The sequence below is a fragment of the Mycolicibacterium arenosum genome, from assembly GCF_024320865.1.
Lineage (GTDB): Bacteria > Actinomycetota > Actinomycetes > Mycobacteriales > Mycobacteriaceae > Mycobacterium > Mycobacterium arenosum.
In genome coordinates, this window is record NZ_JANDBD010000008.1 from 1 (window position 1) to 23386 (window position 23386).

A 23386-nucleotide genomic window follows, 5' to 3' on the forward strand; every position below is an offset into this window, starting at 1 on the left:
CATTACGGTGAACCACGAAGACCTCCGAGGTGAGTTGGTGCGTTCCTAGACAGCTCGCACTTCACCCGGAGGTCTTCGTCTTGTCACCTCACCACGCCGTCACCAACGTCCGTGGTCAGTACACCTAGCCAAGCAGCGCATCGACGAACGCAGCGGGCTCGAACGGCGCCAGGTCATCCGGCCCCTCACCCAGTCCGACGAGCTTCACCGGCACACCGAGTTCCTGTTGCACGCGAAAGACGATCCCGCCCTTGGCCGTTCCATCGAGCTTCGTGAGCACCACGCCGGTGATCTCCACGACCTCCGCGAAAACCCGCGCCTGCGGCAGGCTGTTCTGACCGATCGTGGCGTCGAGCACCAGCAACACCTCATCCACGTCCGCGCGCTTGCTGACGACGCGCTTCACCTTGCCCAGCTCGTCCATCAGGCCGGTTTTGGTGTGCAGCCGACCCGCGGTGTCGATGACGACGACGTCGGCGCCGGAGGCGATGCCCTTGTCCACGGCGTCGAACGCGACGGATGCCGGGTCGGCGCCCTCTGGTCCGCGGACGACGTCGGCACCCACTCGCGAGGCCCAGCTCTGCAGCTGATCGGCGGCGGCGGCGCGGAACGTGTCGGCCGCACCGAGGACGACGCGGCGGCCGTCGGCGACCAGCACGCGCGCCAGCTTGCCCACGGTGGTGGTCTTGCCGGTGCCGTTCACCCCGACCACGAGCAGCACCGACGGCTTGTCGTCGTGCGGCAGCGCCTTGATCGAACGCTCCAGCCCCGGTTTCAGTTCGGCGATGAGGACGTCGCGCAGCACCGTTCGGGCGTCGGCCTCGGTGCGCACGGTGCTGCTGGCCATGCCCGCCCTCAGCGCGCTGAGCACGGACTCCGTCACCACCGGACCGAGGTCGGCGATCAGGAGCGTGTCCTCGATCTCCTCCCACGACGCCTCGTCGAGATCGCCGCCGCCCAGCAGGCCGAGCACGCTGCGACCGAGGGTGTTCTGCGACTTGGACAGCCGACCGCGCAGACGTTCCAGCCGTCCCGACGTCGGGGCGATCTCGTCGATCGCGGGCGTCGATGGTTCGAGTTCCGGTTCGACTACCGGTTCCGGCAGCGGTTCGGCTACCGGTTCCGGCACCGGTTCGGGTTCGACCGTCGGTTCGGGCAGTGCGACGTTGGAGATCGTCCGTTTCGGTGCGTCGCGCGGCACCTCGGCGTCGTCCCCGACGGTGGGCAGCGTGGTGGACTGCGTGAAGCTGATGGTCGACGACGCGGTGTAACCACCCGACTTGTCGATCGGCGTCGCGGTGTCCGGCTTGGACAGGCTGATCTGCCGTTTCCGATATCGCACCAGCCCGACGACGAGCGCGGCGACAACGAGGACGGCGATGACCGCTACGGCGATCCACACACCTGCGGGAAGTTCGAGCACGCGGTCATTGTCTCAGGAGGAACGACTCGGCTAGTTGGCGGCCGACGCCACCGGCTCCTGCCCCGCCGGAACCTCCTGGCCCCGCATGCGCTGCGAGATGACCGTCGTGATGCCGTCGTCGCGCATCGTGACGCCGTACAGCGCGTCGGCGACCTCCATCGTCGGCTTCTGATGGGTGATGACGATCAGCTGGGAGCGCTCTCGAAGCTGCTCGAACAGACCGATGAGGCGACGCAGGTTCACGTCGTCGAGCGCGGCCTCCACCTCGTCCATCACGTAGAACGGCGAGGGGCGGGCCCGGAAGATCGCCACCAGCATGGCGACCGCCGTCAGCGACTTCTCGCCACCGGACAGCAGCGACAGCCGCTTGATCTTCTTACCCGGCGGCCGCGCCTCCACCTCGATGCCGGTGGTGAGCATGTCGTCGGGGTTGGTGAGCAGCAGCCTGCCCTCCCCGCCGGGGAACAGCTTGGAGAACACCTGAGTGAACTCGCGCTCCACATCGGCGTACGCCTCGGCGAACACCTGCAGGATGCGGTCGTCGACATCGGCGATGACGTCGAGCAGGTCCTTGCGGGCGGCCTTGACGTCCTCGAGCTGTGTCGAGAGGAAGTTGTACCGCTCCTCGAGCGCGGCGAACTCCTCCAGCGCCAACGGGTTCACCCTGCCCAGCTCGTTGAGCTCGCGTTCGGCCTTCTTCGCGCGCCGCTCCTGCGTCGGCCGGTCGAAACGCAGCGGCGCGGGTGCGGTGACCTGTTCACCGCGCTCCCTGGCCTGCTCGTACTCGGCCATCTCGAGCTCAGTCGGCGGCAACTCGACGTCGGGGCCGTACTCGGCGATCAGGTCGGCGGCCGCCATGCCGAACTGTTCGAGCGCCTGCTGCTCGAGCTGCTCGATCCGCAGCGCCGCCTGCGCCTTGGCGACCTCGTCACGGTGCAGGGCGTCGGTGAGCGCGGTGATCCGCGTCGACAGTTCGTTGACCTCTTCACGGACCTTGGCGAGCGCCTCGGTGCGCGCCGTGCGCTCGGCGGACAGCTCGTCCCGGTTGCGCGAGGCCACGGCAACGGCTCCGGCCAGCCGTTCCGCGACGAGCCGGCCCCCCTCGGTGACCGCAGCGGCCACCGCGGCCGCATGCTCGCGGGCCTCCCTCGCGCGTTGGGCGCGCACTCGCGCCTCACGCTCGGCGGCGGCGGCCCGGCGCAGCGAATCAGCCCGTCCGCGAACGGCATTCGCGCGCTCCTCGGCTGTACGCACGGCGAGGCGAGCCTCGATTTCGGCAGCGCGAGCGGTTTCGGCGGCCGACACGATCTCCTGGCGATCCTCCGGCTCGGCGTCGAACAGTGGTTCCTGCTGCGCGTTGTGCAGCCGGGTCTCAAGCGCGGTGAGCTCCTCGACGGTGCCCGTCCGATTGGCTTCGAGTTCGACGCGCTGCCGGACGAGCCGGTCGTACTCCTCATCGGCGGCGCGGGCGTCCTGGCCGAGGCGGCCCAGCTGTTCGTAGATCGACGAGATCGCGGCGTCCGACTCGTTCAGCGCGGCGAGCGCCTGCTCCGCCGCGTCGTGCCGAGCGGTCTGCTCGCTGAGCGCCCCCGAGAGGGCAGCACCCATCTCACTCACCTGGCGTTCCGCGGTGAGCAGCGCCGAGCGGGCCTTCTCGATCTCGGAGGTGATCTCGAGCGTGCTCGGTTTGCGATCGGAGCCGCCGTTGATCCAGCCGGATCCGACGAGGTCGCCGTCGACGGTGACGGCCCGGCACTGTCTGCGGGCCGACACCAGGTCCAGTGCGGCGGCCAGATCCCGGACCACCACCACGTCGTGCAGCAACGCGTCCATCGCACCGTGCAGCCGGTCGGGCATCTCGACGAGATCGAGCGCCCACTCGGCGCCGTCGGGCAGCGAATCGCGTTGTGCCGCAGCCTTCTGCGGCCAGTCCCCGAGCACGATCGCAGCCCGGCCGCCATCGGCCGCCTTCAGCGCCGCCACCGCGGCTCGCGCGACGCCGAAGTCCTCGGCGGCCACCGCGTCCGCCGCCGACCCCAGCGCCGCCGCGATCGCCACCTCGTAGCCCGGCCGGACCCGCACCAGCTTCGCGACGGTGCCGAAAAGTCCTGTGCCGGTGTGGTTCTTCTGCAGCCAGGCCGCGCCGTCGCGGCGGTCCAGGCCGACTGCCAGCGCATCGATGCGGGCGCGCATGGACGCCACCTGCCGCTCGGCATTACGCTCCCCCGCCTGGAGCTCGGCGACTCGCTCGTCGGCGAGACGAAGCGCGGCAACGGTCCGATCGTGATGCTCGTCGAGTCCGGCCTCGCCGGCGTCGAGCTCACCCACCCTGCCCTGCACGGTCTCGAATTCGGCGTGCGCCTGCTGCGCTCGGGCGGCGGCCTCCTCGATGGCCGCCGTCAGACGCGCGACGCCCTCGTCGATCGACTCGACGCGGGTTCGCATGGTGTCCACCTGGCCCGCCAACCGGGCGAGTCCCTCACGGCGGTCGGCCTCGGCGCGCACCGCCGCGAGGTGGGCCTGCTCGGCCTCCGCCGCCTGCTGTTCGCGCTCGGCGAGTTCGGCGCGCGTGGCCTCCTGGGTGGCCCGTGCGAACTCGAGTTCGGTGTGCAGTTCCTGCTCCCGCGCGGCCATCTCGTCGGCCTCGCGTTCCATCGCGTCGGGATCGGCACCGGGCGAGGTTTCGACCTCGACGTCGAGCAGCTGGGTGCGCTCGGAGGCGATGCGCACGGTCGCGCCGACTCGCTCGGCGAGCGCCGACAGCCGGAACCACGTCTGCTGCGCGGCTTCGGCGCGCCCGGACAGCCCCGTGACCGCCGACTCGTGCGCGGTGAGCTCGATGGCCGCCTCGTCCATCCGGGCGGCGAGTTCGTCGTGCTCGCGGCGCAGCGTGAACTCGGTCTGATTGGTGTTGTTGTACTCCGACTGCCTGGTCACCAGGTCGTCGGCCGCCAGCCGGAGGCGGGCGTCGCGCAGGTCCGCCTGGATGGTCGCGGCGCGGCGCGCCATCTCTGCCTGCCTGCCAAGCGGTTTGAGCTGGCGCCGCAGTTCGGTGGTGAGGTCGGTCAGACGGTTCAGGTTCGCCGACATCGAGTCGAGCTTGCGGACCGCCTTCTCCTTGCGCTTGCGGTGCTTGAGCACGCCCGCGGCCTCTTCGATGAACGCCCGTCGGTCCTCGGGGCGGGACTCCAGGATCTCCGAGAGCTTGCCCTGGCCGACGATGACGTGCATCTCCCGGCCGATGCCGGAGTCACTGAGCAGTTCCTGCACGTCCATCAAACGGCAACTGCTGCCGTTGATCTCGTATTCGCCTGCGCCGTCGCGGAACATCCGCCGCGTGATCGAGACCTCGGAGTACTCGATCGGCAGCGCGTTGTCGGAGTTGTCGATCGTCAGCGTCACCTCGGCGCGGCCGAGCGGCGCACGCGACGACGTGCCCGCGAAGATGACGTCCTCCATCTTGCCGCCGCGCAGGGTCTTGGCACCCTGCTCACCCATCACCCAGGTCAGGGCGTCGACGACGTTGGACTTGCCCGAGCCGTTGGGCCCGACCACACAGGTGATGCCCGGTTCGAAGCGCAGAGTCGTCGGCGAGGCGAAGGATTTGAAGCCCTTCAGCGTCAGACTCTTGAGGTGCATGGCGTGCCACCTTACCTTTCGCCACCTGCTGCCAGGCTCTACCTTTCGGCGAATCCGGTCATCGGTTCGCCGGCGTCGCTCCAGTCCTCGATGACCTTCTCGACCCGGCCGGGCGTGGCGTCGCTGCGCAGCAGGTCGAGCAGCTGTTCACACGCCTCCCGTGGGCCCTGTGCCAGGACGTGCACCCGGCCGTCGGGTTTGTTGGCGGCGAACCCGGTCAGGCCGAGCTCGAGCGCACGCGCGCGCGTCCACCAGCGGAACCCGACGCCCTGCACGTGACCGTGCACCCACGCCGACAGCCGGACCTCAGCCAACGTCGGTCACCGTGAGGTTCACCTCGGTGCCCTCCTTGAGCGTCCGCCCGACGGTGCAGACCTTGTCGATGGAGCGGCGGACGATCGTCAGCAGCTTCACCTTGTCCTCGTCACTGAGCGCGCTGAGGTCGACCTCGAGGCGTTCGTCGAGGTGCGGGTAGACCTCGCGCTCCCGGTCCGCTGCGCCGGACACCTTGATCGTGGCCGAGTAGTCGTCGCCGAGACGGCTGCGCAGCGAGTGATCGCTGGACATCCCGCTGCAGGCCGCGAGCGCGATCTTCATCAGCTCACCGGGTGTGAAGACACCGTCGACGTCCTCGGACCCGACGAGCACTTCGGCGCCCCTGGTGCTGCGGCCGGTGTAGCGGCGCACACCCGTGCGCTCCACCCAGAGTTCGGTCATGTGTGCATTCCATTCGTTAGACAGCGCGCGGGCGTGGTTGACGCGGCTTCGGTTGACACCGTGGACAAAAGAACGACGAGCGGTTCATGAACTTGTCGCGCCGCATGACCGCACCGCAGCGCCTGCACGGTTCCCCCTCACGGCCGTACGCGTCGAGTGAGCGGTCGAAGTATCCGGACTCGCCGTTGACGTTGACGTACAGGGAGTCGAACGAGGTGCCGCCCTGGCCGAGAGCGTCGGTCATCACGTCGGTCGCGTGGTCGAGGATGGACGTGAGCGTCGGCTTGGTGAGCGTTTCGGCGATTCGTGCTCCGTTGACCTTCGCCCGCCACAGCGATTCGTCGGCGTAGATGTTGCCGATGCCGGACACCACGGTCTGATCCAGCAGTTGCCGCTTGATCTCGGAGTGCTTGCCGCGCAACACCTTCACCACGGCGGCACGGTCGAAGCGGGGGTCGAGGGGGTCGCGGGCGATGTGGGCGACCGGGGCGGGCACCTCGGTGCCGTCGACCGTGACCAGATCGGTCAGCATCCAGCCGCCGAACGTGCGCTGGTCCACGAAGCTCATGGCGGTGCCGTCATCGAGAAGCGTTGCGATGCGCAGATGTTCGGACTTCTGGATCGGACCGAGCAGCATCTGCCCGCTCATCCCGAGATGCACGACGAGCGCCTCGCCGTCGTCGACGGTGAGCCACAGGTACTTCCCGCGGCGGCCGGTCCCGGTGATCCGGCTGTCGAGTAGGCGCGCGGTGAGATCGGCCGCACCCGCCTCGTGCCTGCGCACCGCCCGCGGATGGTGCACCCGCACCGCGCTGATGGTGCGGCCGACGACGTGGCGGTCCAATCCCCGGCGCACGACCTCGACCTCGGGAAGTTCGGGCATCGGGCGTCAGGACTCCACGTCGGGCATGGCGTCCAGAGCGGCGTACGCGGCGGCGGCAGCCCCCTGTTCGGCCTCTTTCTTGGTGCGGCCGGTGCCTTCGCCGTAGTCGACGCCGTTGACCACCGCGCGGGCCGTGAACTCCTTATCGTGTTCGGGCCCAGTGGAACTGACGGCGTACGACGGCACGCCGAGTCGCCTCGCGGCGGCGAGTTCCTGCAGGCTGGTCTTCCAGTCCAGGCCCGCTCCCAGCGCCGCGGCGGTGTGCAGGAGGTCGCTGAACAGCGTGATGATGACCTCGCGTGCGACCTCGTGGCCGTGCTGGACGTACGTCGCGCCGAGCAGCGATTCGAGCCCGTCGGCGAGCAGGTTGGCCTTCTGCGATCCTCCGCTGGCGACTTCGCCGCGACCGAGCAGCAGGTACGCGCCCAGCCCGTCGCCGGCCATGCCGCGTGCGATCTGCGCGAGGGCCTGCGTGTTGACGACGGCCGATTTCAACTTGGCCAGTTCGCCCTCGCTGCGGTCCGGGTACTTGTCGTAGATCTCTGCGGTGATCACCAGGCCGAGCACGGCGTCGCCGAGGAACTCGAGCCGCTCGTTAGTGGGTAGCCCGCCGTTCTCGTAGGCGTAGCTGCGGTGCGTGAGCGCGACCGTCAGCAGTTCGTCGGGCAGCACCACGCCCAGCGCCGCGAGCAGCGGGCCCCGATCCTGTGTCATTCGGCGTCCTCCGGCGGCCGCATCGACGCGAGCTTGGCCCAGCGCGGATCGATCTTGTCGTGGTGGTGGTCCGCGCCGGCGGTCGCCAGCGGCGTCCCGCAGTCCGGGCACAGCCCCGGACAGTCCTCAGTGCACAGCGGCGAGAACGGCAGCAGGAGGCCGACGGCGTCGACGATCGTCTGCTCGAGGTCGATGGTGTCGTCGACGACGTGGCCGACCTCGTCGTCCTCCGTGGTGGCCGCGGTCTCACTGCCGGGGTACGCGAACAGTTCGGTGATGTCGATCTCGAGGTCGGACTCGATGGGCGTGAGGCACCGCGAGCACTCCCCCTCCGTGGGCGCCGACACCGTGCCGGTGACCAGCACACCCTCCGACACCGACTGGAGGGTGAGGTCCAGCTCGAGCGGTGCCCCCTCGGCGATGCCGATGACCTCGACGCCCATCCGCCGGGGCGCGGGCACCGTTTCCTGCAGCGTGTTCATCGAACCCGGCCGCCGCCCCAAGCGGGCGATGTCGATCACGAGGGGCGATCGAGGGCCGCGCTGTGCACCGGGTTTCGCCATGGCGCCAAGAATATCCCCGAGTCGCTTCGCTCCTGCCCGCCGTACCGACGACCGGCGACTGACGAACCCGTCAGGCGCTAACCCATCAGGCGCTAACGCTGGGCGTAGTCGTGTGTGCCCGCCGCCGTACGCAGCTGATGCCGACCGCGGCCGACCGAGCGCAGCGTGCCGTTGAGGTAATCCTCGAATTCGGCGAGCTTGCTGTCGACGTAGATGTCGCATTCCCCGCGAAGGCGATCCGCCTCGGCGTGGGCGGCGTCGATGAGTCGGGTCGCCTCGTTCGTCGCCGTCTGCACGATCTCGGTCTGGGACACCAGGCGCTGCTGCTCCTTGATGCCCTCCTGAACGGCCTTCTCGTAGGCGAGGTTTCCGCTCTCGATGAGCCGATCCGCCTCCGCCTTGGCCCGCCCGGTGCTGGATTCGTACTCGCGCTTCGCGGTGGCGGCGATGCGGCTGGCCTCGTCACGCGCCTCGCCGACCATGCGTTCGCTGTGCTGGCGCGCCTCGGCGACCATCCGGTCCGCCTGCCCCTTGGCCTCGGACAGGATGCGGTCGGCTTCCGTCCGGGAGTGGTTGAGCAGCGAATCCGCCTCCGCAGTGGCGTTACCCACCATGGTGTCGGCGTGCTCCTTGGCGTCGCGCAGCATGCCGTCGCGCGCGTCGAGCACGTCCTGGGCGTCGTCGAGTTCGCCGGGGATGGCGTCCTTGATGTCGTCGATCAGTTCGAGCACGTCGCCGCGCGGCACCATGCAGCCCGCGGTCATCGGCACACCGCGGGCCTCTTCCACGATCGCGCCGAGCTCGTCGAGCGCCTCAAATACTCGGTACACGGCAACACCCTCCAGGTCTGGTCGTTGGTACCAGTGTGCCTGGTGTTACTCGTGTGACTGATGTGCCACGCCGGTGTGTCGCTAACGCAGCTTCGCTCGCAGGGCCACGTTGACCGGCTCGGGCAGCAGTTCCGACACGTCGCCGCCCAGGGTCGCGACCTCCTTGGCGAGCGATGACGACACGAACGAGTAGCGCGGGGTGGTCGCGACGAAGAACGTGTCGACGCCCGCGACGTGTTTGTTCATCTGCGCCATCTGCAGTTCGTACTCGAAGTCCGTGCCGGTGCGCAGGCCCTTGACGATCGCAGTCAGACCGCGCGACTTCGCGAAGTCCACGACGAGCCCGGAGCCCGACTCGACGCGCAGATTCGGCAGGTGGGCGGTGGACTGGCGGATCAACTCGATGCGCTCCTCCGCGGTGAACATGCCGGTCTTGTTCGGGTTCACCAGGACGGCGACGACGATCTCGTCGAACTGGGCGGCAGCACGCTCGAAGACGTCGACGTGCCCGAGCGTGATCGGGTCGAAGGATCCTGGGCACACCGCTCCGCTCATGGTGAAGCAGGCTACGCGAACTCGCCGAACTCGAGCCGGGTGTCGCCGTAGCGCCGTGTCTGCCACGCCGTCCACCGGCCAGGCCAGGCCAACTCGGGACCCGCGGCGGCGCGCTCGACCACGGCGACCGTGCCGTCGGCCACCCACTCAGCCGTGACCAGCGCACTGAGCACGGCCTGGACGTCCGTCGCCGACACCTCGTAGGGCGGATCGGCGAACACCAGATCGGCGGGCTGTGGCGGTCGGCCGGTCAGCAGCGTGACCACCGGAACGTCGCGCACCACCGCGCCCGTCGCTCCGAGACTCCTCACGTTGTCGGCGATGACCGTCGCCGCCCGTCGGTCGGACTCGACGAATGTCGCGGACGCGGCACCGCGCGAAAGCGCCTCCAGTCCAAGGGCGCCGGAGCCGGCGTAGAGGTCCAGTACGGCGAGGCCGTCGAAGTCGAGGTGTGCGGCGAGCACGTTGAACAGCGACTCCCTGACCCGATCGGTGGTGGGCCTGGTGCCGGATCCGGGGGGCACCGTGAGTCGACGCCCGCCGAACCTCCCACCGATGATCCGGGTCAGGTTGAACCCCCGGTCGATTCCCCGGTCGCTTCGCTCCTGCCCGCCGGACCGACGACCACCAGCAGGTCCCCACCCTCGACCTGCGCGGTCTCCGCCACCGCCACCCGAGCGACGGTGCCCGCCTTGGGCGCGGTGATCGCCGCCTCCATCTTCATGGCCTCGATGGTCGCGATCGTCTGACCCGCCTCGACGGCGTCGCCGGCCCTGGCGGTGACGGTGACGACGCCCGCGAACGGCGCGGCGACGTGGTCGGGGTTGGTCTTGTCGGCCTTCTCCGCAGCGGGCACTTCGCTGGCCACGGACTCGTCACGCACCAGAACCGGCCGCAACTGGCCGTTGATGATGCACATGACGGTGCGCATGCCGCGCTCGTCGGGTTCGGAGATGGCCTCCAGGCCGACGATGAGGTCGACGCCCTTGTCGATCTGGATGCGGTGCTCGTCACCGTGGCGCAGACCGAAGAAGAACTGGTTGGCGCTCAACCTCGAGGTGTCGCCGTAGATCTCGCGATGCGACTCGAATTCCTTGGTGGGACCGGGGAACAGGAGTCGGTTCAACGTCGCCTGACGCTGCGGGCCGGGCTCGGCGAGCAGCTTCTCGTCGTCGGCGGCCAACTCCTGCAACGGTTTCGGTTCGGCACGACCCTCGAGGGCCTTGGTGCGCAGGGGTTCGGGCCAGCCGCCGGGCGGGTCGCCGAGTTCGCCGCGCAGGAATCCGATGACGGAGTCGGGGATGTCGTAGTGCGCGGGGTCGGCCGCGAACTCGTCGGCCGTGGTGCCCGCGCCCACCAGGGCCAGCGCGAGGTCGCCGACGACCTTGCTCGACGGCGTGACCTTGACCAGTCGGCCGAGGATCCGGTCGGCACCGGCGTAGGCCTCCTCGATCTGCTCGAAGCGTCCGCCCAGTCCCAGCGCGATGGCCTGCTGGCGCAGGTTGCTCAACTGCCCGCCAGGGATCTCGTGGGTGTAGACCCGCCCGGTGGGGGCAGGCAACCCGGATTCGAACGGTTCGTAGACCCGGCGCAGCGCCTCCCAGTACGGCTCCAACGCGCAGACGGCGTCGAGATCGATGCCGGTGTCACGGTCGCTGTGCGCCGCGGCGGCCACGATCGAGGACAGTGCGGGCTGGCTGGTGGTGCCCGCCAGCGGGGCGGCGGCGCCGTCGACCGCGGACGCGCCGGCCTGCCACGCCGCGAGATAGGTGGCCAACTGACCGCCGGGGGTGTCATGGGTGTGCACGTGCACGGGCAGATCAAAACGGCTGCGTAGCGCGGTGACCAGGGTGGTGGCCGCCGGTGGCCGCAGCAGCCCCGCCATGTCCTTGATGGCCAGCACGTGAGCGCCGGCGTCGACGATCCGTTCGGCGAGACGCAGCCAGTAGTCCAGCGTGTAGAGCGTCTCGTTCGGGTTGGACAGGTCGCCGGTGTAGGACATCGCCACTTCCGCGACCGCGGTGCCGGTCTCGCGCACCGCGTCGATCGCCGGGCGCATCGAGTCGACGTTGTTCAGCGCGTCGAAGATCCGGAAGATGTCGACTCCGGTGCGGGTGGCCTCGTCGACGAACGCGTGCGTGACCAGTTCGGGGTAGGGGGTGTAGCCGACGGTGTTACGGCCGCGCAGCAGCATCTGCAGGCAGATGTTCGGGATCGCCTCGCGCAACGACGCGAGCCGTTCCCACGGGTCCTCCTTCAGGAACCGCAGCGCCACATCGTAAGTCGCCCCACCCCAACACTCGATCGACAGCAGTTGCGGGGTCATCCTGGCCACGTACGGCGCCACCGCCAGCAGCCCCGACGAGCGCACCCGCGTCGCCAGCAGCGACTGATGGGCATCGCGGAACGTGGTGTCGGTGACACCGACCGCGGGAGAGTCCCTGAGCCACCGGGCGAAACCCTCGGGCCCGAGTTCGACGAGGCGCTGCTTGGAACCGGCGGGCGGTGGCGCGTCCACGTCGATCTCGGGCAGCTTGTCCTGGGGGTAGACGCGCTCCCGGTCGCGATACGGCGAGTTGACCGTGACCTCGGCCAGGTAGGTGAGCATCTTGGTGCCGCGGTCGGCGGGGATGTGCGCGGTCAGCAACTGCGGCCGATCGTCGATGAACGACGTCGTCACCCGGCCCGCCCGGAAATCCGGGTCGTCGAGCACGGCCTGCAGGAACGGGATGTTGGTGCTGACGCCGCGAATGCGGAACTCCGCCAGCGCCCGCTTCGCCCGCGCCGCCGCGATCGAGAAATCCCGGCCGCGGCACGTCAGCTTCACCAGCATCGAATCGAAGTGCGCGGAGATCTCGGCCCCCAGATTGGTGCCGCCGTCGAGGCGGATCCCCGCTCCGCCCGGTGACCGGTAGCCGGTGATCCGGCCGGTGTCGGGACGGAAACCCTTCGCCGGATCCTCGGTGGTGATCCGGCACTGCATCGCCGCACCACGGATCTGCAGGCTGTCCTGACTCAGACCGAGATCGTCCAGGGTCTCCCCCGCGGCGATCCGCAACTGCGAGGACACCAGGTCCACATCGGTGATCTCCTCGGTCACCGTGTGCTCCACCTGAATCCGTGGATTGCACTCGATGAACACGTGATTGCCCCGCTCATCGAGCAGGAACTCGACCGTGCCCGCGCAGAAGTACCCGATCTGCCGGGCGAACGCCACCGCGTCGGCGCACATCCGGTCCCGCAACTCCGCAGGCAGATTCGGCGCGGGAGCGAGCTCGATCACCTTCTGATGGCGGCGCTGGACACTGCAGTCCCGCTCGAAGAGATGGATCACCTCGCCGCGGGCGTCGGCCAGGATCTGCACCTCGATGTGGCGCGGGTTGATCACCGCCTGCTCGAGGTACACCGTCGGATCACCGAACGCCGACTCCGCCTCCCGGCTCGCGGCCTCGATCGCCTCGGGCAGCGCCGAACGCTCGGCGACGTGGCGCATCCCGCGCCCCCCACCGCCCGAGACCGCCTTGACGAAGAGGGGAAACGTCATGCCCTCGGCAGCCGCGACCAATTCGTCCACCGACGCCGACGGCGCCGCGGACGCCAGCACCGGCAGTCCCGCATCACGCGCCGCGGCGATCGCGCGCGCCTTGTTACCCGTCAACTCCAGCACGTGGGCACCGGGACCGACGAACGTGATCCCGGCCTCCGCGCACGCGCTCGCCAACTCCGGGTTCTCCGAGAGGAACCCGTAACCCGGATACACCGCGTCGGCCCCGGAATGGCGCGCCACCCGGATGATCTCGTCCACGGACAGGTACGCCCGGACCGGGTGACCCTCGTCGCCGATCTGATACGACTCGTCGGCCTTCAACCGGTGCGGCGAATTGCGGTCCTCGAATGCGTACACCGCCACCGTGGCGATATCCATCTCGTACGCGGCGCGAAAAGCGCGGATCGCGATCTCTCCACGGTTGGCGACGAGCAGCTTAGAAATCACGGCAGATCACGCCGTAAACCCTAGATGAGGGTGGACCAGTAATCCCAGAACTGGGCGAGGATCATCAGCACCACCGCGGTGAACCACAGGGCGACCAGCGACCAGCGCCACTGGTAGAGGAACCTGGCGATCGGATTGCCCGCGAGCGGTTGCAGGGCGATCGACGTCACGACCGCCAGCAAGGGGATCGTCACCGTCCACACCACCATGCAGTACGGGCAGAGCGCGTCGATGCGATACAGACTCTGGAAGATCAGCCAGTGCACGAACACCGTGCCGAGCAGCGTGCCGACCGCGAGACCCTGCCAATACCACTGCGGCAGTTGCACCTTCGACACGGCGAGCACACCGGTCACGAGCACCACGGTGAACGCGACGATGCCGACCAGCGAGTTGGGGAAACCGAACGCCGACGCCTGCGGGGTGACCATCACCGAACCGCAGGACAGCACCGGGTTGATGCTGCACGACGGCACGTACGCCGGATCGATGAGAAGTTCGACCTTCTCGATCGTCAGGGCGGTCGCCGCGGCCAGCCCGATGGCACCCGCGACGAGCACCCAGACCGCACTCGCGTGCGGGACCCGCACCCCGGTGCGGGTCTCCTCCGGCGCGGTGACGGTCACGGCGCCGGCGCGGGAGCGGGCATGGACGGCGGCGGCGGGGGCACCGGCTGCGACGGCGCGGCCGTCAGACCGGGCACGTCGCCGACGATCTCCTTGATCTTGGCGACCAGGGCGTCCGGCGTCGAGTACTGGTAGTCCTCGCCGTTGATCTTCACGGTCGGCGTGGCCCTGGTTCCGGTGTTGCCCGCCAGGTCGCTCACCATGTCGGTGTAGCGACCGCTGTTGATGCAGTTGGGCACGTCGCCCACCGCACCGGCCTGGCGGGCCGTCTCGACGAGCGCCGCGTCGTCGGGGAACACCGTGCCGGTCTCGCTGGGCTGCTGGGCGTACAGCGCGGCGTGGAAGCGGCTGAAGACCTCTTTGTTCGGGGTCTTGTCCTCGTCCGCCACGCAGTACGCTGCTGCGCCCGCCCGCGACGAGTAGTTCTGCGTGGCCGGGGAGTCGAGAATCGCCACCATGTAGTAGTCGACGGCGACGGCTCCGCTGTTGATGAGCTGCGTGATCGTGGGGCCGTACTCGCCCTCGAATCGACGGCACACCGGGCACAGGAAGTCCTCGTACATCGAGATGACGGCCTTGGGCTCGCTGGTGCCGTCCTTGGTGATGACGTTGCTCGTCGCCACCCGGATCGCCTTCGCCTCACCGTCGGCGGGCTTCTTGCCGTACAGCACGATGTACCCGAACAGCGCCGCCGCGATGACGATGACCGTCGCGGTGAGCGCGATCCGAATCAGCATGCTCCGCTTGCGGTCGGCGGCCTTGAGGTCGTAGGCCGCGGTCTTCTTGGGTTTTTGAGCCACGGCACTAATGTACCGGCGTCCCCGACCCGCTTCGGAGCCGCTCTCAGGCTCGGGTCAGATGTGCGCGAACAGCGGAAACCACCTCGAGGGTCGCGGTCTCACTGTCACCGCCCAGGGGGAAGAAGTTCGCGAACCCGTGGACGAGGGTGCCGTAGCGCCGGTGGTCGACCGCGACACCGGCCGCGACCAGTGCCTCCGCGTAGCTGTCCCCCTCGTCGCGCAGCGGGTCGAAACCCGCGGTGACGACGAGCGCGGGTGGCAGGCCGGAGAGGTCGTCGGCGAGCAGCGGCGAGATCCGCGGGTCGGCGGTGTCGATCGACGCACCGTCGAGATAGAGGCGCTCGAACCAGTCCATATCGGATCTGGTGAGGAAGAACCCGTCGGAGAACAGCCCCTTGGAGCGGGTGTCGCCGTGGAACGAGTAGACGACCGGATAGAACAGCAGTTGCAGCGCGGGTAGCTGCGCGCGGTCGTCGCGAGCCAGCATCGAGACGACGGCGGCGAGGTTGCCACCGGCACTGTCGCCGCCGACCGCCACCCGGAGCGGGTCGGCACCCAGGTCGGCGGCGTGGTCGAGGGCCCAGCGGTAGGCGGCGTACGCGTCGTCCACCGCGGCGGGCGCCTCGTGCTCGGGCGCCAGCCGGTAGTCCACCGAGATGACGTGTGCGGCACCGTCGCGGCACAGGAGACGACACAGCGCGTCGTGAGTGGTGATGTCGCCCACCGTGAAACCGCCGCCGTGATAGAAGACCAGCAGCGGCGCGCCGTCCGGGGCCGCGGGGGCGTAGTGCCTGGCGCGCAGGGGGCCGGCCGCGCCGGTCACCGTGATGTCGTTGCTGGCCACGATGATCGGGGCGTCGATCGCGCCGGCGAGCGAACGGAGTTGGTTGCGCGCGACGGCGATGTCATCGCTGGCGACCAGCCCGCTCAGTCCGGACGCCTTCTGCATGGTGAGCATCAGCTGCAGCGTGGTGTCGAGCGTGTTGCCGTCGACGCTGACTCTGCGGCGACCGAGGAGCACGCGCTTGACGGGATCGGGGATGCGCGGGAGGGCCCGCAGTGCGACGCCGCTGACCGCGTTGAGCGCGGCGAGCCTGGCACGGCTCGGCCGGCCCGCCACGGCGTGCGGAATCTCACGGACGGCAGCTTGGCTCATGATCAGTGACGCTAGCGCGCGCAGCGGGAGATGCGGAAGATTAGGTAGCTCGTAAGCGTCGGTAATATCGTCAGGTCCCGCACGTCAACTTCAACAAGTAGGTGGACATGACCTCCCCGGCTGCTATTCCCAATGTCGCGCTCAACGATGAGAATTCCATCCCTGCGCTCGGCATCGGCGTCGGTGAGCTCTCGGACGCCGACACCGAGCGCGCGGTCGCCGCGGCACTCGAGATCGGCATCCGGCTGATCGACACCGCCGCCGCCTACGGCAACGAGGCGATCGTCGGTAAGGCGATCCGCGAGTCGGGTGTCCCCCGCGCCGAGATCTTCGTGACGACGAAGCTGGCCACCGAGGATCAGGGCTTCAAGGCCACCCAGGACGCGATCGGCGCGAGCCTCGAGCGGCTCGGCCTCGACTACGTCGACCTGTACCTGATCCACTGGCCGGCGGGCAATCCCGACAAGTACATCGACAGCTTCGGCGGCATGATGCGGCAGAAGGACGTCGGAACCGTCAAGTCGATCGGCGTGTGCAACTTCCAGGCCGAGGATCTGTCGAACATCATCGATCTGGCCTACTTCGTGCCCGCGGTGAACCAGATCGAACTGCACCCGTTGCTGAATCAGGCTGAGCTGCGGGCGGTTAACGCCGAGCACGGGATCGTCACCGAGGCCTACGGGCCGCTGGGCGTCGGCGCGCTGTTGGAGAACCCGACCGTCACCTCCGTGGCAGGCGAGTACGGCAAGACCCCCGCGCAGGTGCTGATCCGCTGGAGCCTGCAGCTGGGCAACGTCGTGATCCCGCGGTCGTCGTCGCCGGAGCGGATCGCGCAGAACGCCGACGTCTTCGAGTTCGAGCTGGCGGCCGAGCACATGGACGCGCTCAACGCCCTCGACGACGGCACCCGGTTCCGTCCGGATCCGGCTACCTACACGGGCACCTAGCCACGATTCGGGCTCGCACCGTCGGCGCGGTGCTGGGGCGATTCGGTCGGCGAATGAGGAGATCGATGTCGTGGCGTGACCGACGGCCGACCCACGAGGTCGGCACCGACCCCGATTACCGCTTCACGCTGGCCAACGAGCGAACGTTCCTGGCGTGGTTCAGAACCGGACTCGCGCTGCTCGCCGGTGCCATCGCCTTAGCCAGTCTGGTACACGACTTCGGTCCGCGGCCGATGCGCATGACGATCATCGTCATCCTGTTGGTGTTGTCCTTGACCGTGGTGGTGGGCGCCTACGTCCGCTGGGATCGCACCGAGCGCGCTCTTCGGGAGAACCGCTCACTGCCCCGCGACCCACTCCCGAAGCTGATCGTTGCGGGGGCGGCCATTGTCGTCATCGCAGCCGCCGTACTGGTGTTCCTGGCGGAGAGCGGGCTGTGACCGAGGCCGGGCTGTTCGACGTCGGGGCGCAGGCCGAGCGGACGGCTCTCGCGTGGCAGCGCACCGCGATCGGGCTCCTGGCCAATGGCGCCCTTCTGTGCCGCTGGAGTCTGGTCGAGCACCTGCCCGTTTGGCCCGCCGTCGTGTTGACGGCGGGTGCGGGCCTGGCGCTTCTCGCCGTGGTGCCGGCGCGCTACCGCCGCATCGTGGGCGCGGTTCGATCCGGACGGAACCCGATCGCGCGGTTCGCCATGCCGGCGGTGGTCGTCGGATTCACCGCGGTGATCGCGCTTGTCGTCACCCAGGTGTGCGCGCTGTCCGCGTGAATCGAATGCACGCCGGGAGCTGGGATGGCCGCGCGGCGAACAACCGACGTCATCCCACCGGGCAGGTCGCGGCGGCGTCGCGAAGGACGATGCCCGACCGCTGGTCGATCGGCAGCCCGTAGCCTCGCAGCACCGCGACGAACTGCACGGCGTACTGACACCAGAACGCGCGGTTGGGCGGCATCCAGTCTCCCGGTGGCGAATCACCCTTGTTTTGGTTGGCCGGCCCCGACACCGCGATCAGGTTCGCCGGGTCGTTGGCGAACCGCGCCCGGAGGTCGTCGGGCCAGAGTCGGGCACCCAGATCCCACGCCAGAGCCAGCGGCACGATGTGGTCGATCTGCACCGCGGCGCCCACCTGGTTGCCCCTGGTGAAGTTGACCACGACATTGGTGTACGGGTCGTAGAGCACGCCGGTCTGCACCGCCGTCGGGCAGCGGGTGATCGCGACGTAGACCTTGTCGACCAGATCGCGGTCCAGGATGTCGTTGCGGGTGTCGCAGCCGTTGCGGCCGCCGGGTGCGCTGGTGTCGTCGGTCCAGGACTCTCCGAAAGCGGCTCTGCGATAGTCGTTTCCGCGGATGCGCTCCGGAATCTCCGGGACGCCCGCGAGTACGTCGGCCCCCGGCGCGATCGTCGGCACGTCCGCGCGTGCGATGTACTGCGGCGTGCGCTGGCTGACGACGGCGACCTGGATCGCGATGACGACCGCCAACACGACACCTGCGAACAGCCACCCCCGATCTCGCGTCACGCCTTGTCCAGGTACTCGACGCGGTCGGTGTCGCTGAACGGCGCGGCCAGCGTCGCGATGCCCGGATTGCGGACCAGCGTCGGATCCTCGGCGTACAGCGCATCCGCGAATTCGCGCGCCGCTTCGATGATCTCGCGGTGCTCGGCGAGCGACAGCAGCCGCAGCGTGATGGGGCGACCGCTCTGACTCAGCCCCAGCACATCGCCCTCACGGCGCTCCTGCAGGTCCAGATCGGCGAGCTCGAAACCGTCCAGGGTGCCGGCCACCGCCTTCAGCCGCTCCCCCGCCCGCGAATCCTCCGACATGTTGGTGGCGAGCAGGCAGAGGCTCGGGTGCTGGCCGCGACCGATCCGGCCGCGCAGCTGGTGCAGCTGGCTGATGCCGAACCGATCGGCGTCCATCACGAACATCACCGTGGCGTTGGGGACGTCGACGCCGACCTCGATGACAGTCGTGCACACCAGCACGTCGATCTCACCGCCGCGGAACGACGTCATGACGGCGTCCTTCTCGTCGCCCGACAGCCTGCCGTGCATCAGGCCGATCCGCAGCCCCGTCAGCGGCCCGCTTCGCAGGTACTCGAGCATCTCGATGACGGTCTTCGCGGGCGGTCCGGCCTGCTCCCCGGATTCCTTGTCCGACTCGTCGATTCGCGAGGCGACGACGTACGCCTGGCGGCCCGCCTCGACCTCCTCGCGGATGCGCTGCCAGGCCCGGTCGATCCACGGCTTCGTACGATTCCGGTCTTCGCGCAGGAAGATCACGTTGGAGGTGATGGGCTGCCTGCCCCGTGGCAGCTCGCGCAGCACCGAGGTCTCGAGATCGCCGTACACGGTCAGTGCCACCGTTCGCGGAATCGGGGTTGCGGTCATCACCAGCAGGTGCGGGGTGACACCGTCGGAGGCCTTCGCGCGCAACCGGTCTCGCTGTTCGACGCCGAACCGGTGCTGTTCGTCGACGACGACGAGGCCGAGGTTGTGGAAGTCCACCGTGTCCTGAATCAGCGCGTGCGTTCCCACCACGATTCCCGCTGCGCCGGAGGCGATCTCGTCGCGCACCTCGCGCTTCTGCGGTGCCGTCATCGATCCGGTGAGCAACGCGACCCTGGTGGCGCCCTCGACGCCGCCGAGCTCACCCGCCTGCCCCAGCGGTCCGAGCACGTCGCGGATCGAGCGGGCGTGCTGGGTGGCGAGCACCTCCGTCGGCGCCAGCAGCGCACACTGGTAGCCGGCGTCGACCAGCTGCGTCATCGCGAGCACCGAGACGATGGTCTTGCCCGAGCCCACCTCACCCTGCAGCATGCGGTGCATCGGCCGCTTCTCGGCGAGCTCACCGGAGATCGTGTCGAGCACGGCGACCTGACCGGCGGTCAGCGCGAACGGCAACCGCGTCTCGAGCGCGGCGCGTAGTCCGTCGGCGCGCTGCGGCGCGGGTGGGCCGGTCTCGCTCTGCGCCCCGTACCGGCGCGCCACCAGCGCCCACTGCAGACCGACCGCCTCGTCGACGGTGAGCCTGGCGGTGGCACGCTCGCGGTCCTCGACCCGTTCGGCGAGGTGGATACCGCGAAGTGCCTCGTCTTCCGAGCACAGATCCCATTGCCGCCGAATGCTTTCCGGCAGTGGGTCGTCGATGGGATCCAGCACGTCGAGCGCCTGCCGAATGCAGGCGTAGAGATCCCAGCTCTGCACCTTCGCGTTCGCGGGATAGATCGGGAAGAAGTCGCGCTGGAAGAGGGACAGCATCTCGGCGGGATCCACCGCATCCCCCGCGATGGCCTTCATCGCCTTGGTGCCGATGTTCCGGCCGCTAGCCGATTCCAGCACCAGGAAGGCCGGGTGGGTCAACTGCATGGTTCTGCGGAAGAACGACACCTCGCCGGAGAGCATGACCCTGGTGCCCTCTTCGAGTTCCCTGATCATCCAGTCGGCGTTGAAGAACGTCGCCGTCACCTTCGGATTGTGACGGCCGAGCGTGACGACGAGGTACTTGCGGGGCCGCTTACCCGGTTGCGGCCTCATCTGCCTCACGTCGACGTCGGTGATGGTGTCGACGAAGGTGACGTGCTGGCCCTCCTCCATGTCGAGTTCAGCACCCTCTTCACGGACGGCCATCCCGTCGCTGTACTTGCGCGGGTAGTGCCGCAACAGGTCGTCGACGGTGACCATGCCGAAGTGCTCGTCGAGCTTCTTGGCAGTCTTGGCGCCAAGCACGTGAACGAGCTTGTCGGACAGCGCAACCACGGCTACTCCACCCCGATCAGCAGCGCGTCGCCGAGGTGTCCGGTGTGATAGGTCACCAACTCAGCGCCGAGGTGCTCGCGGTGCACGTGGTCCTGCAGCGCCTCGCCGACGGAGTCGTCGACGCCCGCCCCGGTGAGCACGGTGATCAGCTCGCCCCCGGACGTCAGGAGCAGATCGATGAGGCCGGCACCCGCGGCGGCGACGTCGTCACCGACGAGCAGCACCTCGTCACCCGCGATGCCGAGGCCGTCGCCGGGCTTGCACATGCCCGCCCACGTCAGCGCCTCCTCGGTGGCCACCCGGACCGACCCGTGCCGGGCCGACGCGGCCGCCCGCGCCATGGTGTAGCCGTCGTCGACGGCCTGCCTGCCCGCGTCGTGTACGGCGAGGGCCGCCAACCCCTGCACCATCGATCCGGTGGGCACGGGCACGACGTCGATGCCCCAGCCCGTCGCGGCGGTGCATCCGGCCACCAGTTCCTCCGCGGCGACGAATCCGTTCGGCAGCACCATCACCCGGGCGGCGCCGGTGTCGACGAACGCGCGCAGCAGGTGCTTCGCGCTGATCGCCGTGTCGCCGTGTCGCCTGAGCACGCGGGCGCCCTCACCGGCGAACAGTTCCTCGGCCCCGTCCCCGTCGACGATCGCGAGCACCGCGCGGTCCCGGCTCCAGCCGGCGGCCGGCCGAGCCGCCCCACCGGCGAGCGAGGTGATCTGGATCCGGCTGGGCGCGCCGAGATCCAGGGCCGCCTCCACGGCGGCGCCCGCGTCATCGGTGTGCACGTGCACGGAGTAGTGGTCGCCACCGCCGGACGCGGCGATGACGATCGAGTCGCCGAGCGTCGCCAGCCGTTCGCGCAGTGCCTCGACCCCGGCGTGGTCGCATCCGCGGAGCAGGTACATCACCTCGAACTGCGGGGCTGCGGATGCCGTCGCGGCCGGGCCCGACGTGCGCTCGGCCGGCAGGTAGGTCCGTCGTTCGGTGACCCGGCCGGTGACGGTGGTCGTCATCGCGTCGAGGAGGACGAGCAGGCCGCGGCCACCGGCGTCGACGACGCCCGCTTCGGCGAGCACGTCGAGTTGGCGCGTGGTGTCCTCCAGCGCGGCGGCCGCCGCGTCGGCGCCGCAGGCCACCACGCCCGCCAGGTCGTGCCCGGCGTCGGCGGCGTCCTCGGCGGCGGTGGCCGCGGCCTGCAGCACCGAGGTGATGGTGCCTTCCACGTTCTCCCCGATCGAGGTCACGACCAGGGCCACCGCGTGCCGCAGCGCCGAGGCGAAGACCGCGCCGTCGATCTCGGTGAGCTGCTCGCGTTCGGCCGCGGCGCCGGCGATGACGTCGGCGAGACCGCGCAGGATCTGCGACAGGATGATCCCCGAGTTGCCGCGTGCGCCGGTCAGCGCACCCTCGGCGAGTGCCGCGGCGACGGTGACGACGTCCGATCCGGCGGCGGAGTCGGTGCTCGCGCACCCCGAACGCATGGTGAAGAGCATGTTGGTGCCGGTATCGGCGTCGGCCACCGGGAAGACGTTGAGGCGGTTGATCTCGTCGGTGTGCGCGATGAGCTCGTCGACGGACCGGTGCACCCAGTCACGCAGCGCGATCGCGTCGAGGCGACGCGGCACCATCTCGACGTCCACCCCACCTCCAACCGGATTGTCCCCCGTCGCTGCGCTCGCCCTCTGGTCCCGACGTGCCACGCAAGCCTAGCGAGCCAGGCTGACAGGCGTTGAGGCATACACAGTGGTGGACGCCGTTTTGGCGATAGCTGGACACTCCCGGTAGTCTGATCGGGTTGTCGGGTCGAGCCGTGCGCGTCACGGTGCGCGATCCGGACCCCCAAAGTTACCGATCGAGGAGTTCCACATGGCTGCCGTCTGCGATATCTGCGGAAAGGGACCTGGCTTCGGCAAGCAGGTCTCCCACTCCCATCGCCGGACCAGCCGTCGCTGGGATCCGAACATCCAGACGGTGCGCGCCACCGACCGCCCCGGCGGCAACAAGAAGCGCGTCAACGCCTGCACGTCCTGCATCAAGGCGGGCAAGGTCTCGCGCGGCTGATCGGCCCGCGGCCCCCTAGGGCAGCCGCCAGTCGATGGGCTCGGCTCCGAGCCCGGCCAGCAGTTCGTTGGCGCGGCTGAACGGCCGCGACCCGAAGAATCCGCGCGACGCCGACAGCGGCGACGGGTGGACCGATTCGATCGTCGTGCAGTGCTCCCCGGTGAGCATGGGCTTCAGCGTGCCCGCGTCGCGTCCCCACAGCACGGCCACCAGCGGCGTGTTCCGCGCGGCCAGCGCGCGGATGGCGCATTCGGTGATCGCCTCCCAGCCCTTTCCGCGATGTGAGGCGGGAGTTCCCGGCCGCACCGTGAGCACTCGGTTGAGGAGCATCACGCCCTGCTGCGACCACGGAGTCAGATCACCGGTGCTCGGCGCCGGATGGCCGAGATCGCTGGCGTACTCCTTGAAGATGTTGTCGAGGCTGCGCGGTAGCGGGCGCACATCGGGTGCGACGGAGAAGCTCAGGCCGACCGCGTGCCCCGGCGTCGGATACGGATCCTGGCCGACGATCAGCACGCGTACGTCGTCGAAGGGAAACGTGAAGGCGCGCAGCACATTCCGACCGGCTGGCAGGTAGCTTCCACCCGACGCCAACTCGGCGCGCAGGAACTCGCCCATCCGGGCCACCTGGTCCTCCACCGGCGCGAGAGCACGCGCCCAACCTTCGTCGACGAGTTCGTTCAGCGGGCGTGCGGTCACGATCGGTCAACCTATCGTGCCG

The 23386-nt window shown here is 69.2% G+C and carries 22 protein-coding genes; 4 read left to right on the plus strand and 18 right to left on the minus strand.

From position 1 onward, the window contains the following. Positions 1-124: 124 nt before the first annotated feature. From ftsY to NM203_RS19160, 14 genes are all read right to left on the minus strand, one after another. Entirely contained in the window at positions 125-1423 is a 1299-nt protein-coding gene (gene ftsY, locus NM203_RS19095; RefSeq protein WP_255061743.1) for a signal recognition particle-docking protein FtsY, read from the minus strand. A 30-nt stretch (positions 1424-1453) separates the two neighbouring features. Continuing rightward, positions 1454-5062: a chromosome segregation protein SMC gene (smc, locus tag NM203_RS19100; protein ID WP_255061746.1), complete on the minus strand. Its 3609-nt coding sequence runs from the start codon at positions 5060-5062 to the stop codon at positions 1454-1456. A 38-nt stretch (positions 5063-5100) separates the two neighbouring features. After that, the gene (locus NM203_RS19105) at positions 5101-5376 is read right to left on the minus strand and encodes an acylphosphatase (protein ID WP_255061747.1); all 276 of its coding nucleotides are present in this window, start codon (positions 5374-5376) and stop codon (positions 5101-5103) included. Then, positions 5369-5779 carry an OsmC family protein gene (locus tag NM203_RS19110; RefSeq protein WP_255061748.1) on the minus strand — a complete coding sequence of 137 codons (411 nt, stop codon included), beginning with the start codon at positions 5777-5779 and terminating at the stop codon, positions 5369-5371. The genes NM203_RS19105 and NM203_RS19110 overlap by 8 nt, the downstream gene beginning before the upstream one ends. Positions 5780-5795: 16 nt before the next feature. After that, complete coding sequence (mutM, locus tag NM203_RS19115; protein ID WP_255061749.1) at positions 5796-6662, minus strand: bifunctional DNA-formamidopyrimidine glycosylase/DNA-(apurinic or apyrimidinic site) lyase; 867 nt, start codon at positions 6660-6662, stop codon at positions 5796-5798. 6 nt (positions 6663-6668) lie between these two features. After that, a complete protein-coding gene (gene rnc / locus NM203_RS19120; protein WP_255061752.1) occupies positions 6669-7376 on the minus strand; it encodes a ribonuclease III in 708 nt (235 codons plus the stop codon). Then, entirely contained in the window at positions 7373-7939 is a 567-nt protein-coding gene (locus tag NM203_RS19125) for a YceD family protein (RefSeq protein ID WP_255061753.1), read from the minus strand. The genes rnc and NM203_RS19125 overlap by 4 nt, the downstream gene beginning before the upstream one ends. A gap of 92 nt (positions 7940-8031) precedes the next feature. Beyond that, entirely contained in the window at positions 8032-8769 is a 738-nt protein-coding gene (gene sepIVA / locus NM203_RS19130; protein WP_255061754.1) for a cell division protein SepIVA, read from the minus strand. Positions 8770-8850: 81 nt separating this feature from the next. After that, entirely contained in the window at positions 8851-9324 is a 474-nt protein-coding gene (gene coaD / locus NM203_RS19135; RefSeq protein ID WP_255061756.1) for a pantetheine-phosphate adenylyltransferase, read from the minus strand. A gap of 11 nt (positions 9325-9335) precedes the next feature. Further along, positions 9336-9893, minus strand: a complete 558-nt coding sequence (gene rsmD / locus NM203_RS19140) for a 16S rRNA (guanine(966)-N(2))-methyltransferase RsmD (RefSeq protein ID WP_255062265.1) — start codon at positions 9891-9893, stop codon at positions 9336-9338. Continuing rightward, positions 9890-13318 carry a pyruvate carboxylase gene (locus NM203_RS19145; protein WP_255061758.1) on the minus strand — a complete coding sequence of 1143 codons (3429 nt, stop codon included), beginning with the start codon at positions 13316-13318 and terminating at the stop codon, positions 9890-9892. Before NM203_RS19145 ends, rsmD begins: the two co-directional genes overlap by 4 nt. 20 nt (positions 13319-13338) lie before the next feature. Further along, entirely contained in the window at positions 13339-13944 is a 606-nt protein-coding gene (locus tag NM203_RS19150; RefSeq protein WP_255061759.1) for a vitamin K epoxide reductase family protein, read from the minus strand. Then, on the minus strand, positions 13941-14744 hold the full coding sequence (locus NM203_RS19155) for a DsbA family protein (RefSeq protein ID WP_255061761.1): 804 nt from the start codon (positions 14742-14744) through the stop codon (positions 13941-13943). Before NM203_RS19155 ends, NM203_RS19150 begins: the two co-directional genes overlap by 4 nt. Before the next feature lie 43 nt (positions 14745-14787). Further along, positions 14788-15900, minus strand: a complete 1113-nt coding sequence (locus NM203_RS19160) for an alpha/beta hydrolase (protein WP_255061763.1) — start codon at positions 15898-15900, stop codon at positions 14788-14790. 107 nt (positions 15901-16007) lie between these two features. On the opposite strand from NM203_RS19160, the gene NM203_RS19165 reads away from it, so the two are divergent. The 3 genes from NM203_RS19165 to NM203_RS19175 all read left to right on the plus strand — a co-directional run bounded on the left by NM203_RS19165 (position 16008) and on the right by NM203_RS19175 (position 17613). Continuing rightward, complete coding sequence (locus NM203_RS19165; RefSeq protein WP_255061765.1) at positions 16008-16847, plus strand: aldo/keto reductase; 840 nt, start codon at positions 16008-16010, stop codon at positions 16845-16847. A gap of 65 nt (positions 16848-16912) precedes the next feature. After that, positions 16913-17287, plus strand: a complete 375-nt coding sequence (locus tag NM203_RS19170) for a YidH family protein (RefSeq protein WP_255061767.1) — start codon at positions 16913-16915, stop codon at positions 17285-17287. Then, positions 17284-17613, plus strand: a complete 330-nt coding sequence (locus NM203_RS19175) for a DUF202 domain-containing protein (protein ID WP_255061773.1) — start codon at positions 17284-17286, stop codon at positions 17611-17613. Before NM203_RS19170 ends, NM203_RS19175 begins: the two co-directional genes overlap by 4 nt. A 49-nt stretch (positions 17614-17662) precedes the next feature. On the opposite strand, the gene NM203_RS19180 is transcribed toward NM203_RS19175, so the two are convergent. Genes NM203_RS19180 through NM203_RS19190 form a run of 3 tightly spaced genes read right to left on the minus strand, consistent with a single transcriptional unit; the run spans position 17663 to position 22232 of the window. After that, entirely contained in the window at positions 17663-18367 is a 705-nt protein-coding gene (locus NM203_RS19180) for an HNH endonuclease family protein (RefSeq protein WP_255061775.1), read from the minus strand. Next, positions 18364-20607, minus strand: coding sequence for an ATP-dependent DNA helicase RecG (gene recG, locus NM203_RS19185; protein ID WP_255061777.1), 2244 nt, complete (start codon positions 20605-20607; stop codon positions 18364-18366). Before recG ends, NM203_RS19180 begins: the two co-directional genes overlap by 4 nt. A 2-nt stretch (positions 20608-20609) precedes the next feature. Then, positions 20610-22232: a fatty acid kinase ATP-binding subunit FakA gene (locus NM203_RS19190; protein WP_255062266.1), complete on the minus strand. Its 1623-nt coding sequence runs from the start codon at positions 22230-22232 to the stop codon at positions 20610-20612. Between the two features lie 238 nt (positions 22233-22470). Here NM203_RS19190 and rpmB point away from each other — a divergent pair, with 238 nt between their 5' ends. After that, on the plus strand, positions 22471-22665 hold the full coding sequence (rpmB, locus tag NM203_RS19195) for a 50S ribosomal protein L28 (protein ID WP_255061784.1): 195 nt from the start codon (positions 22471-22473) through the stop codon (positions 22663-22665). Positions 22666-22680: 15 nt separating this feature from the next. Here the strand turns inward: rpmB and NM203_RS19200 are convergent, their stop codons facing one another. Next, positions 22681-23364 carry a uracil-DNA glycosylase gene (locus tag NM203_RS19200; protein ID WP_255061786.1) on the minus strand — a complete coding sequence of 228 codons (684 nt, stop codon included), beginning with the start codon at positions 23362-23364 and terminating at the stop codon, positions 22681-22683. Between the last annotated feature and the right edge of the window lie 22 nt (positions 23365-23386).